12 protein-coding genes are annotated in these 12058 nt (G+C 65.8%); 8 read left to right on the top strand and 4 right to left on the bottom strand.

All coding sequences use genetic code 11. The features are described 5' to 3' along the window. The first annotated feature begins 206 nt into the window (after window positions 1-206). From VGQ44_10360 to VGQ44_10375, 4 genes are read left to right on the top strand one after another with little or no spacing between them, the layout of a single operon-like run. Window positions 207-2081: an LptF/LptG family permease gene (locus tag VGQ44_10360; protein HEV8447216.1), complete on the top strand. Its 1875-nt coding sequence runs from the start codon at window positions 207-209 to the stop codon at window positions 2079-2081. A 2-nt stretch (window positions 2082-2083) separates the two neighbouring features. Next, window positions 2084-3169 carry an LptF/LptG family permease gene (locus tag VGQ44_10365; protein HEV8447217.1) on the top strand — a complete coding sequence of 362 codons (1086 nt, stop codon included), beginning with the start codon at window positions 2084-2086 and terminating at the stop codon, window positions 3167-3169. Continuing rightward, on the top strand, window positions 3166-4020 hold the full coding sequence (locus VGQ44_10370) for an ABC transporter permease (protein ID HEV8447218.1): 855 nt from the start codon (window positions 3166-3168) through the stop codon (window positions 4018-4020). Before VGQ44_10365 ends, VGQ44_10370 begins: the two co-directional genes overlap by 4 nt. Then, on the top strand, window positions 4017-4934 hold the full coding sequence (locus VGQ44_10375) for an MlaD family protein (GenBank protein HEV8447219.1): 918 nt from the start codon (window positions 4017-4019) through the stop codon (window positions 4932-4934). Before VGQ44_10370 ends, VGQ44_10375 begins: the two co-directional genes overlap by 4 nt. Here the strand turns inward: VGQ44_10375 and VGQ44_10380 are convergent, their stop codons facing one another. Then, complete coding sequence (locus VGQ44_10380) at window positions 4935-6344, bottom strand: amino acid permease (protein ID HEV8447220.1); 1410 nt, start codon at window positions 6342-6344, stop codon at window positions 4935-4937. A 170-nt stretch (window positions 6345-6514) separates the two neighbouring features. Between VGQ44_10380 and VGQ44_10385 the strand changes: the two genes are divergently transcribed. The 4 genes from VGQ44_10385 (at window position 6515) to VGQ44_10400 (ending at window position 9319) form a co-directional block, all read left to right on the top strand. After that, a complete protein-coding gene (locus VGQ44_10385; GenBank protein HEV8447221.1) occupies window positions 6515-7051 on the top strand; it encodes a cytochrome c in 537 nt (178 codons plus the stop codon). 98 nt (window positions 7052-7149) lie between these two features. Next, window positions 7150-7419, top strand: coding sequence for a hypothetical protein (locus tag VGQ44_10390; protein HEV8447222.1), 270 nt, complete (start codon window positions 7150-7152; stop codon window positions 7417-7419). Further along, complete coding sequence (locus tag VGQ44_10395; protein ID HEV8447223.1) at window positions 7416-8405, top strand: COX15/CtaA family protein; 990 nt, start codon at window positions 7416-7418, stop codon at window positions 8403-8405. The genes VGQ44_10390 and VGQ44_10395 overlap by 4 nt, the downstream gene beginning before the upstream one ends. Next, on the top strand, window positions 8402-9319 hold the full coding sequence (locus VGQ44_10400) for a heme o synthase (GenBank protein ID HEV8447224.1): 918 nt from the start codon (window positions 8402-8404) through the stop codon (window positions 9317-9319). Before VGQ44_10395 ends, VGQ44_10400 begins: the two co-directional genes overlap by 4 nt. Here the strand turns inward: VGQ44_10400 and VGQ44_10405 are convergent. The 3 genes from VGQ44_10405 to VGQ44_10415 all read right to left on the bottom strand — a co-directional run bounded on the left by VGQ44_10405 (window position 9238) and on the right by VGQ44_10415 (window position 11999). Further along, the gene (locus VGQ44_10405; GenBank protein HEV8447225.1) at window positions 9238-10002 is read right to left on the bottom strand and encodes a carboxypeptidase regulatory-like domain-containing protein; all 765 of its coding nucleotides are present in this window, start codon (window positions 10000-10002) and stop codon (window positions 9238-9240) included. The two genes, VGQ44_10400 and VGQ44_10405, sit on opposite strands and share 82 nt — an antisense overlap. Before the next feature lie 215 nt (window positions 10003-10217). Beyond that, entirely contained in the window at window positions 10218-11396 is a 1179-nt protein-coding gene (locus VGQ44_10410) for a Xaa-Pro peptidase family protein (GenBank protein HEV8447226.1), read from the bottom strand. A gap of 3 nt (window positions 11397-11399) precedes the next feature. Then, window positions 11400-11999: a hypothetical protein gene (locus tag VGQ44_10415; GenBank protein HEV8447227.1), complete on the bottom strand. Its 600-nt coding sequence runs from the start codon at window positions 11997-11999 to the stop codon at window positions 11400-11402. Window positions 12000-12058 lie beyond the last annotated feature (59 nt).

A 12058-nucleotide genomic window follows, 5' to 3' on the forward strand; every position in this document is an offset into this window, starting at 1 on the left:
CCCTAACGGAGGGGTAAGAACCCGCCGACGGCTCGTGTCGTGGACCTGCTCCGTTCGCTCTCGGGACGCGGGGGGTCGCGTCTCGAGGGAGCCTTGAATTCGAGCTGGCGGTGGGTGGAATATACAGGCCAGCCACGGCCGTACAACCCTGTGGAGTACTTGAAGTTCCGCAGCAGACGACCGATCGCGACCCGCCCATTGAACACGTGAAGAAAATCAGCCGCTACGTCCTGAAGGAACACGTCGGGCCGTTCTTTTTCGCCCTCTCGGCGCTCACGTCGTTCATGCTGCTCCAGTTCATCGCGCGAAAGTTCGGTGACCTGGTCGGACGCGGACTCTCGTGGCAGGTGATCGTCGAGTTCTTCATCCTGTCGATCCCGCTCACGGTCGCGCTCACGCTGCCCATGTCGGTGCTGGTGGCGGTGCTCTTCGCGTTCAGCCGGCTGGCGTCGGAAAACGAGATCACGGCGCTCAAGGCCAGCGGCGTGTCGACACGCTCGCTCATGTGGCCCGTGTTGGCCATGTCGACTGTCCTCGCGCTCTTCATGCTCTGGTTCAACGACCAGGTCCTCTCGAGCGCGAATCACGAGTTGGCGACACTCCAGCTGGCGATCCTCCGTACGAAACCCAGCTTCGCGCTCAAGGAGCAGGTCATCAATCCGATCAAGGAAGGGCAGCTCTACCTGCGCGCCGGGTACATCGACCGCGACCAGTCGGGGCGCATGCGCGACATCACGATCTACGATGTCTACGACCCGACCAAGCGTAAGACGATCTTCGCCGACCACGGCACGCTGTCGTTCGCCAGCAACAAGACCGATCTGATTCTGCACCTCTACGACGGCATGATGATGTCCGCGCCGTCGAATCAGCCCGGACAGCTCAACCGCATCTACTACAGGCAGGACGAGATGCGCGTGAAAGACGTGGCCAACGTGTTCAAGACGATCGACGCCGACACGACCTCGAAGGGCGACCGCGAGATGTCGGTGTGCGAGATGCAGGCGGAGTACGAGAAGCGCAACATCGCGCTGCAAAACGCCTACAGCGACAGCCTCCTCGCGTTCTGGCGGGTCATGAAGGAGCGCGGCGACACGACCACGGCGCCCATGCGCAAGCCCATTCCAAAGGCGGGCGGGATCGGTGCGCTGTACTGCAACTTCATCACGAACAAGCTGCACATCGGAAACCTGCTCGAGCCCAAGCGGGCCGAGGCTGCCGAGCTGGGGATGTTCCTCCGGCGTCAGGGTCAGGACACGACCCACCATCGCGACACGACGAAGCAGCGGCCCGACACGTCGAAGAAACCGCTCGACACGGCGAAGAGCGCCACCAAGCCGCTCGTGAAGTCGGATTCGGTATTGGTGATGCTCAACGGCGTGTTCAAGAAGGTTTTGCGAACCCAGATCCCGGCCGGCGCGTTCATTCCGGAGACCGCCGCGGCACATCCGACGCTTCCGGTGAACGGAAAGACGCCCGCCCCCCGCGCTCAGCCGGTGCCGCCCAACATTCGACCCATCGGCGCGGCGCCGGCGGTCATGCCTTCCGCCAAGCCGTCCGCTGTTCCGTCGCCGCCGCCCGTCTCGCCCAACCCGGCGAGGGGCGTCGCCGCGCCGCCGTCGGCAGGCGCGGCGACCGGAGCCGATCTCAAGACGCTCATCGCGAGCGAGACCGCCGACGCCAAGATCCGCCTCGACGACGCGCGGCATTGGCGAAACCGCTACGCAATCGAGATTCAGAAGAAATTTTCGCTCGCCGCGGCGTGCGTCGTTCTCGTGCTGGTCGGTGCGCCGATCTCGCTGCGCTTTCCGCGCGGCGGCGTGGGACTCGTGCTCATCGCGAGCTTCCTGATCTTCTCCGTCTACTACGTCGGCCTCAACGCCGGCGAGGCGCTCGCCAACCACAACCTGCTGTCGCCGTTCTGGGCGATGTGGGCCGGCAACGTCGTCTTCGCGATCGTCGGAATCCTGCTCATCACGAGAATGGGGCACGAGACGGCGACGGCGCGCGGCGGGAACTTCGGGGAGATGGTGGACTCGCTGCGCTTCTGGTGGGAGCAGCGGCGCAAGGGAGACGCCTGACCGTGCGCCTCTTTCGGCCGCTCGACCGCTACGTCTTCGTCGAGTTCTGGCGAATCTTCTCGATCACGGCGCTCGGATTTCCCTTCCTGCTCGTGATCATGGACCTGACCGATCATGTCCAGAGCTACCTCGACCGGCGGATTCCGGCCGGGGACATCGCGCTCAGCTATCTGTTCTGGATTCCTGATTCGATGTTCCTCGTGCTGCCGGCGGCGGTGTTGTTCGCGACCGTCTTCTCGATCGGCGCGTTCACTCGCCATTCCGAGGTGACCGCGGCAAAGGCGTCCGGGATCAGCTTTCACCGCCTCGTCGTTCCGATTCTCTTCGGCGCGATGTTCGCCTCGATCCTCGACCTGGGGCTCGGCGAGGTCGTGCCGATCACGAACCAGCGGCGCAGCCGGCTCCTTCAGGAAGACAAGGCGCAGGTCGGCACGAGCCGCTTCAACTTCGCGTTCGCCAGCGACTACGGCCGGGTTTACAAGGCGTACGAGCTCCGCACCGACTCGGGGCAGATCCGCCAGTTGCAGATCGAGCGAAAGGGCCAAGGGCCCACATATCCGACGTACGTGCTGACGGCGGATTCCGCCTCGTTCGACGCCCGCCGCGACGGGTGGACGCTGCGCCATGGACATCTCCAAGTGGTGAGCGACCGCGAGTCCAACTTCGCCGTCTCGTTCGCGTCGGCGCGTGACGCCCACTTCAGGGAGCATCCGAGCGACATGATGGCGAAACCGCGCGAAGCGCAGGATATGCGCTACGCGGAGCTCACCCGGTTCATCACGGCGCTCGAGCGCTCGGGCGGTGACGCCAACGTGCTGCGGGTGGAACGCGCTCTCAAGATCGCGATCCCGGCGACGTGCATCATCATCGCGTTGTTCGGCGCGCCGCTCGCGACGAGCACGCAGCGCGGCGGCTCGGCCTATGGCATTGCCATCAGCCTTGCCACGACGATGATCTTTCTCCTCATGATCCAGCTGACGCGCGCGATCGGCGCGAAGGGCGTGATCCCGCCCGACCTCGCGGCATGGATTCCCGGCGCGATGTTCGGCATCGTCGGGCTGTTTCTGCTCGTCCGGGTACGGACTTGACGGGACCCCGCCCGTCGCACGCAATCACAAAAGAGACACAGGCCTACCCGGTCGTTCAACGCACGTCGATCCGGTTCTTCCGGCGCGTCACGCGCTACTGGATCAACGTGTTTCGCGACGTCGGCCAACGCACGTATTTCCTGCGCGACATCGCGCGCGGCTTCGGCGACCCGGCCACGTACGTCCCCGAGACGATCCGCCAGATGAAGAACATCGGCGTCGACTCGGTGCCGCTCACCGTGATCGTCGCCGCATTCATCGGCGGGGTCATCGCCATTCAAACGCGGTATCAGCTCTTTCCGGGCGTCGAGCTGTCGATCATCGGACTCGCCAGCCGGCTCATGATCGTGCTCGAGCTGGGACCGCTGCTTACGGGACTCGTGCTCACCGGCCGCGTCGGCGGGCGCATGACCGCCGAGATCGGAACGATGCGCGTCACCGAACAGATCGACGCGCTGGAGACGCTCGCCTACGATCCTGTCGCCTTCCTGATCGTGCCGCGCCTGCTGGCCGCCATCGTCATGCTGCCGACGCTGGTCGTGCTGGCGGACGCCGTGGGGCTGGGCAGCGCCTACGTGGTTTCGGTCCATGTTACCGATGTTACCGCCGCGGACTTCATTACCGGGTTGCGACTCGGCTTCGGAACGTTCCAGGTGGTCTACAGCCTGCTCAAAGCGACTATGTTCGGGGCCGCGATCGCTTTGGTCTGCTCCTATGAGGGTTACATTTCCGAGGCCGGTGCCGAGGGCGTCGGGCGGTCGACGGCGCGCGCGGTCGTCATCACGTCGGTGACGATTCTCGTGCTCGATGCACTCACGGCGGGCGTGCTGGCTCCCTTCCTCCAGACATGAAGCGTCGCGACGAAGTCACCGTCGGCATTCTCATCACGGTCGCGGTCATCGTCCTGATCCTCGGGTCGCTCTGGCTGGCGCGTGGTGGCTTGCGGTCGGGCTATCCGCTCTACACGCGCTTCGCCTGGGGGCAGAACCTCAAGCAGGGACAGCCGGTGCTGCTCGCCGGCGTGAACGTCGGGTACGTCGGCGACGTGACGCTCCGCCGGGACGGCTACCTCGACGTCATGCTGCGGATCGACGACCAGTATTCGGTCCCCAAAGGGTCGAACGCCGTCGTGAAGCCGGTCGGCATCTTCGGCGACGTGGCGATCGCGCTCACGCCGCCGGTGCCGCTCACGTCGGCGTCGTACGCGTCGGGCGACACCGTGCCCCCGGGTCCGCCGGCGGCCGACTTCAATCAGATCCTGACGCGGATGGACACGATCGGGCAGACGATCTCTCTGCTCACGCGCTCGCTCCAGACGCAGGTGATCGAAGCCGGCACGCTCAAAGACGTGCACAAGGTGATTTTGTCGGCCGCGGCGCTCTCCGCGCAGTTCCAGGAGATTGCCGCTCAGCAGAACAAGAATTTTACGGCGACGCTCGAGACGTTCCGTGGTACGGCGGGCCATTTCGACAGCGCGCTCGTCCGAGCCAGCGGCGCCATCGACTCGGCGAGAATTGCCTCGGCGATCGCGAACGTGCAGGCGTCGACGCAGAACCTGCAACGGATCTCGTCGCAGCTCGACACGGCGACGACTCAGCTGCGCGTGTTCGCCGACAAGATGGAAAAGGGCAACGGCTCGCTGCAGAAGTTGATGACCGATACGACGCTGTATTCCAACAGCGTGCATCTGCTCGCCCAGATCGATTCGCTCGTCGCCGACTTCAAGAAGAACCCCAAGAAGTACATCAACTTGAAGATCTTCTAATCAGTCTCCCGGCGACGGCGCGCGCGATGATTCGAGCGCGGCGCGCGGCGTCCGACCCACCGTCGCGTAGTACACGGGAATGCCGAGCAGAATGACGCCGAACACCGAAAGCGTCGGCCACCGGCTGCTCGGATCGATCAGCGCGTTGGCGAGCAGGTAGATCGTCGCCAGCACGAAGAGGATCGGCGCCACGGGATAGAGCGGCGCTCGGAACGCCGGCTTGTATCCCGCTCGGCGGCGGAACGCGAAGATCGACGCCACACCCAGAGCATAAAAGGGCAAAATCGCCGTGACGAACGTGTCGGCGAGTTGTTCAAAGGTGCGCATCAGCACAAAGATGATGCCGAGCACTGCCGCGAGAGTGATCGCGACGTAGGGCGTTTCGTAGCGCGGATGCACGGCGGCGATCTTCCGAAAGAGCAGCCGGTCCGCGGCCATGGCGAAGAACACACGCGGATTCGTGAGGATCGAACCGTTGAGCGTGCCGAGCGTGGACAGCATCACCAGGATCGAGACCAGAACCGCGCCCGCCGGCCCGACCACCTTCGTTGCGACATCGGCCGCAACGAGCTTCGATTGCCGAATGTCGCCAACCGGCATGACGCTCAGGTACGCGATGTTCGCGAGCAGATACACGACGACGACCGCGCACGTGCCGAGAATCAACGCTCTCGGAAGGTTTTTCTCCGGATCCTTCACCTCTCCGGAGATGAAGGCGAGGTCGGCCCAGCCGTCGTACGCCCAGAGAACGGATACGAGCGCCAAGCCGAATGGCGCGATCGAAAAGCTCCCGGCTGGAAGCGCAGGTGTGAAATGCCCGCCGTACTTGGGCAGCCCGATCGCGATGGCCGCCACAACGATGAACAACAAACCGAAATACTTCGCGACCGTCGTGATGTTCTGAAGCAGCGAACCCCACCGGACGCCGACATAGTTGAGCGCGGCGATGACGGCGATCGCAGCCGCGGCGACGTAATGAACCCAACTATCGTAGGGCGGCTTGGTCGGCTCGTAGCCCAATACCTTCAGTAGATACTCGGCGAACGTCGTTGCGATCGCGCCGAGCGCCGCGGCGCGAATGATCGCCAGCTCGGCCCAACCGAAGAGGAAGGCGGGCAGGCGTCCCCAGGCGTTGCGAATGAAGACGAAGATGCCGCCCGTCTCGGGAAACGACCCGGCGACCTCGGCCAGCGTGAGCGCGCCGCACAGCGCGACGACACCGCCCGCGATCCAAACCCCAAAGAGCGGAACCGGACCAGGCAGGCGGTTCGTAACGCTGGCCGGCGTGCGGAAGATGCCGGAGCCGATCGTGATGCCGATGACGACGGCGATCGCGCTCCACAGACCAAGCCGCCGTGGCAGTTCTGTGGGGGCGAGCGTAGCGGAAGATCGGGGAGAGACGTCGGCCATTCCATATGGTAGCTCCAGTGAAGCGCCCGGGCGAGGCGACGAAGACAAGCGGGTCCATCGGCATGACGAATGCAACGGACTTGGGCGCCCTATGGGCGCGAGACGACGATTCCTTCACCGGTGGATCGATTCCGCCCGCGCGGGGAACCCAACACGAAATTGAGGAACACATGAAAACCCGGAACGGCAGTCGCAGCTCCGCACGTCTCGATGGACGCACGGTCGCCGTGGTTGGACTCTTTGCCGCGCTCGCCGTAGCGTGCGGCGGTGGAGAGAAGAAGGCTGGAGGCGAATCGGCCGCTGCGGCGCCGGGCGGCGCCGGTGCGACGGCCGCGGCAGCCGCGCCGGGCGGTGCGGCTGCCGCGCTTCCGACGCCGATGCCCGGTGTTGCTCCGGCCGGTGCGACGCCCGCGATGCTGGCCGAAGGCGACAGCATCTTCCACGGGCTCAAGGCGGGTGGACTTTGTCAGACGTGTCACGGCCCGGACGCCGCGGGAACGCCGCTCGCACCGCCGCTGGCCAACAAACAGCAGTGGCTCACGGGAGACGGGAGCTACGACTTCATTCAGAAGCGCGTGACGACCGGCATGCCCCAACCGACGCCGCCGTATTCCAGTCCGATGCTGCCGTTCGGCGGAGCGCAGCTCACGCCGGATCAGGTCAAGTCCGTCTCCGCCTACGTCTACTCGATCAGTCACAAGAGCTGAGCGAGAAATCCACGCAGGGCCCGCGCGCCGACGCTCCACGAGAGCGTTCGGCGCGCTAGCTTTTATGGCCGTAGTTCCTCTCGACATCTCTCGCCCGCATGGTCAATCGTTTCGCCGACGGCCTGTTCTGGATCGCCGTCGCGTGTTGTGCCGTCGCCCAATCGGCGATCGTTCGCTCTTCGCTCGTCTCTCCGGCGCAGGCTCCCTCCCCGAGCTCCGATGAACCCGCGTCTCTGGCGCGGCGCGCCCTCGAGGTGTGTTGGGCCGCCGTGCCAGGCATCGCGCTCGCATTTCTTTTCGTCGCCACATGGCACGCCATGCATGGCCAAGGTGCCACGGCGGTCGTTGATTCGATGACCTCGCGATGAAGGCGGTCCGTCGGCTCTCGCTCCTCGCGCTCGTCACGGCGTGCCTGCACCTCGTGTTCGGCGCCATCGTGCGCATCTCCGGGTCGGGCATGGGATGCGGCAACAACTGGCCGAAGTGTTACGGTTACTGGTTCCCGCCGTTCAGCAGGCCGGATCTCGTCGTCGAAGTCACGCACCGATACCTCGCGTCGATTCTCGTCGCGAGCGTCACGCTCATGGTGCTCGCCGCGCTGCGCGCTCGCCATGAGGCCGGCGTCGGCGGGCGTGGCGGCGTTTTGCGCTCGTCGGCCGGCGCGCTCGGTGCCGTGCTTTTCGCGGCCGCCCTCGGCGGCGTGACGGTGAAATTCGGCAACGCGCCGTGGGCCACGGTCGCGCATTGGCTCGTCGCGATGACGGTGCTCGCCCTCGTCGCGACCACAGCGGTGCGCAGCGGCGCGCTCGGGGGTCTGAGCGCGCGGCGACAACGAGGGACCTCTCGCGCCGCCAGGTCGGGACGCGCCGCGGCGATTCTCGCGCTGTTCGCCGTGGCCCTCGGCGGGTTGACCGCGAAGGTGCCCGGCGCCGCGGTCGCGTGCACGTCGGTTCCGCTGTGCGGACGCAACGCCGCGGTCGAAGCCACGGCGGTGGGCGTGCAGATGACCCACCGCACGATTGCGGTGCTTTTGCTGCTCCATCTGATCGGCGTCGTCGCCATGCTTCGCCGTCGCCGGAGCGAGGAAGCGCCGATCGTCGTACGGACGGCCGGCATCGCGCTCGGCATGGTCGTGTTTCAGCTCGCGCTCGCGTCGAGCATGATCCTGCTCAAGCTGCCCGCGGTGCTCCGGTCGCTCCACGAAGCGACCGGCGTCGGCATCTGGCTGAGTTGTTTTCTGCTGGCGTATCTCGCGCGCCGAACCGCGCCGCAGGCCACGGCGGCCGCCGTTGCGATCGACGCCGCACCGCGCTTCGGCGGGCAAGCGCCGCCCGTACCGGCAACCGAGCAATGACCGACGCCGTCGCCATCACCGGCACCCGCTCGATCTGGCGTGACCTCGTCGCTCTCACGAAGCCGAGGATCATCTCGCTGCTGCTCGTGACGACGATCGCGCCCATGTTCGTCGCCGGACGACCGGCGTGGACGCTCGTGCTCGCGGTCTTCGCCGGCGGATACCTGATGGCGGGCGGCGCGAACGCGGTGAACATGTACATCGATCGCGACATCGACGATCGCATGGCGCGCACGCGTTTGCGTCCGATCCCGAGCGGACGGATGCATCCGAAGCAGGTGCTGGCGTTCGGCGTGCTGCTCTCCACCGCGGCGACCTGGCTGCTCGCCGCGGCGGCGAACGTTCTCACGGCGGCGCTCGCGCTCGCGGGATTTTATTTCTACGTCTTCATCTACACGCGCTGGCTCAAGCGAAGCACGCCGCAGAACATCGTCATCGGCGGAGCCGCGGGCGCGTTTCCCCCGCTCGTCGGTTGGGCCGCGGTGACGAATCGGATCGACCTGCTGGCGGTGTACCTGTTCCTGATCGTGTTCTACTGGACGCCGCCGCACTTCTGGGCCCTGGCGCTGCTCAAACAGCGCGACTACGATCGCGCCCACGTGCCGATGGCGCCGCTCGTCTGGGGCGAACGCGAGACGAAACGGCAGATGCTGTGGTACACCGTCGTCCTGCTGCCGCTCACCCTGCTCCCCGTGGCGTTCGGCGCGCTCGGCGTCGTTTATCTGGCGTGCGCCGTCGTGCTCGGTGCGAAGTTCGTGACCGAAGTGCTGCGCGTGATGCGGGCGACCGAATGGAGCGCCCCGGCGTGGCGGCTCTATAAGTATTCTCTACTCTACCTCGCCCTGCTCTTCGCGGCGATGGTCCTCGATCGCTTCGTTCCGCTCGGAATTTGGATGTCGCCCGCGGCGGTCTGAAGCCCGACCGTCTCCCCGCCCTCCCCGCCCCGGCCGATGTTCAAGTTCGTCGTGTGCTGGCCGGTGATTTCGATTTTCCGTTCGATCGGCTTCTCCAGGTCGGGGCGCCACACCATGAGCGTGTAGCTTCCCGGCGGTACTGAATCGAGCGAGAATCGTCCGCGTTCGTCCGTCACCGCGAAGTACGGCTGGTCGAAAACGGCGATCGTGGCGCGCGTCCACGGATGAAGCGCGCAAGTGACGTCGACGAGGCCGACGCGCTTCGTGAGCCGCTCGCTGGCGACGACCTGGCCCGTGTTGAAGAAGGGCATCGTGACGTTGTTGTCGACCGGTTTCCCCTTGAAGACGAAGCGGTGGAGCGCCGCGTCGTCGTTGTACACGTTGACCGTCGATCCGACGGTCGTCGCGACGATGCTCGGATCGAGGCCGCAATCCTCGCTAGCCAGGTCGGCGCGCTTCTCGATCGGGAGCGCTTTGCCCGAGTCGAGACCGGCGAGCCAGACGAGCGCCGCTCTCGAATGCGGCGCCGTCTTCGTCCCCGTTTCGCACTCGTGCAGCGAATCCTCGATCGTCGGAAGCGCGGACGAGTCGACCATTCCGATCAGCGTGCCGGACACAGGTAGAGCCGCCGGACGATAGCGAGTCGCGGAGAGCTCGAAGCCCGTGGGGTCGCTCGAGGCCATCGCGACGCGCTCCGCGTGGCTTGCGGAAGGGCGCGAGTCCTTCGAACAGGCCCCGATGGTGAGGATCGCCCCACAAATCGACCAGAGCGCGACACCGCGTCGCAGGCGCGGGAGAAGCTCTCGAACCATTGGATGAGTCATCGAAAACGGCGTTCCCGCCGGTACCCAAAGGTTCGACGCAACGAGTGGACCGCTCACAACCTACGGGCCGCCGTTCAGACGATTAACAATTCCCGCTGATAGTCGCGCGGCGTCACAACGGCCTCGCCCGGCACGATGTACACGTTGACCTCGCTTCGCATCCCGATCTTGCCCGGGATGTAAACGCCGGGCTCGATCGAAAACCCGATCCCCGGAACCAACAAGCGCTCTTCCCTGGTTTCGAGGTTGTCGAGGTGCGGACCGGACCCATGCAGGTCGCGCGGGTCAATCGAGTGTCCGGTCCGGTGCGTGAAATAGTCGCCGAACCCGCGCGATTGGATCACCTTTCTCGCGGCGTCGTCGACCTCGGCGCCACGCGTCGGCACGTTGGCCTTGGCGCGCTCGCGCACCAGCAAGATCGCCGCGTCGCGCGCGTCGCGCACCGCGTTCCAGATGTCCACGGCCTCGGTCGTCGGCTTTCCGACGGAAGCCATCCAGGTCTGGTCCGCGTAGACGCCGCCGTCCTCCTTGGCCCAGAGATCGATGAGCAGGATCTCGCCCGGGCGAATCGCGCGCGGCGCGTCCACCGACGGCTCGTAGTGCGGATTCGCCGCGTTCGCGCCCGCCGAAACGTTCGGACCGTGGTCGGTCCAGAGACCGGCCCGACGAAATTCGTCTTGGATCCAGCCCATGAGCTCGTGCTCAGCGAGAGGCTCGGCGGTGCGCGCGCGTTCGCCGGCGAACGCCATCGCTTTACGCGCGATGCCCGCGATCACCTCCGCCGCCCGCTCGTGCGAAGCGATGTTGTCCACGCTCCACGCGGCGTAGAAGCGCGTCACCAGCTCGCCGGACGATACGACAGTCGCTCCCGACGCACGCACCATCTCGATCACGCCCGCGGGCACGCGGTCGAGGTACGGAACCGCGTCGCCGGCGGAATACTCCATGGCCACGCGCTTGCCGCCGACGTATTTCGAGAGCAGCGCTTCGAGGCTACGCCACGACGCGTACGTCTCTCGCTGCCATTCGGCCGGCCAACGGTGCCACGGCCCGCCTTCGATCGCGTGGATGAAAGCGACGGGAAGGCCCCGCGCGGGTACGAAGGCGAACGCGCGACGCGTCGTCATCCCCTCGAGCCCCATGAGCTGCGCGGCGATCGGATTCAACCCGCGGAAATCGTAGAGCAGCCACCCGTCGAGGGTCGCGTCGATCAGGGCGCGCTGCAGCTCGAACAACGTGTCGGTCGTGAGCATCCGCTATTCGAGCCCCGCGGTTCGATCGATCGCGCGCCAATCCGCGCGCCACTCGCACGTTCCCTCGCCGCGAGCGGCGCACCGGACGTGCTCCACCGCGCCGATGCTGCCGATCAGCCGCTGGAGCAGCTCGCGAAGCGACGACTCGTAGTACGTGCACCCGACGCTGCCCGGCGCGGTACCCAGTGTGATCGGGCGCGGCACGTCGACCATGAGAAAGCTGCCGACCCGCCGCACGTTGCCGCCGAGGTACCGGGCCGCGATTTTTTTCGCGTAGCGGAAGGCCAGCGGTCTCGCGACCGCCGCGGGAAGGATCCGCATCATACTCCGATTGAGCGTCGAGATCGTTTGATAGGACTGTCGAGCCGTATAGCGGCCCGCGGCGCGAAACACCGCTTCGGCGTCGGGGCGACGGCCGATCAGTTTCGCGAGTCCGATGACTTCGTCGGAGCCGGTGCGCTGTCCTTTTCGCACCGCCTCGGTGTGCCGTTTGATCTGGGTGTAGACCGTGTCGCTCAAACCGAAGCGCTTGTTGCGAAGCTCGTCGACATATTCGGTGTCGAGAATATCGATCGGTGTGTCGACGTTTCGGACCGCTTCCAAAAGACTCAATGGGAACAGAGCATCAACTGTGGCGAGCATGAGCCTCGTTGTCGGTCGAA

This window comes from Gemmatimonadaceae bacterium, assembly GCA_036003045.1.
In the GTDB taxonomy this organism is placed as follows: domain Bacteria; phylum Gemmatimonadota; class Gemmatimonadetes; order Gemmatimonadales; family Gemmatimonadaceae; genus JAQBQB01.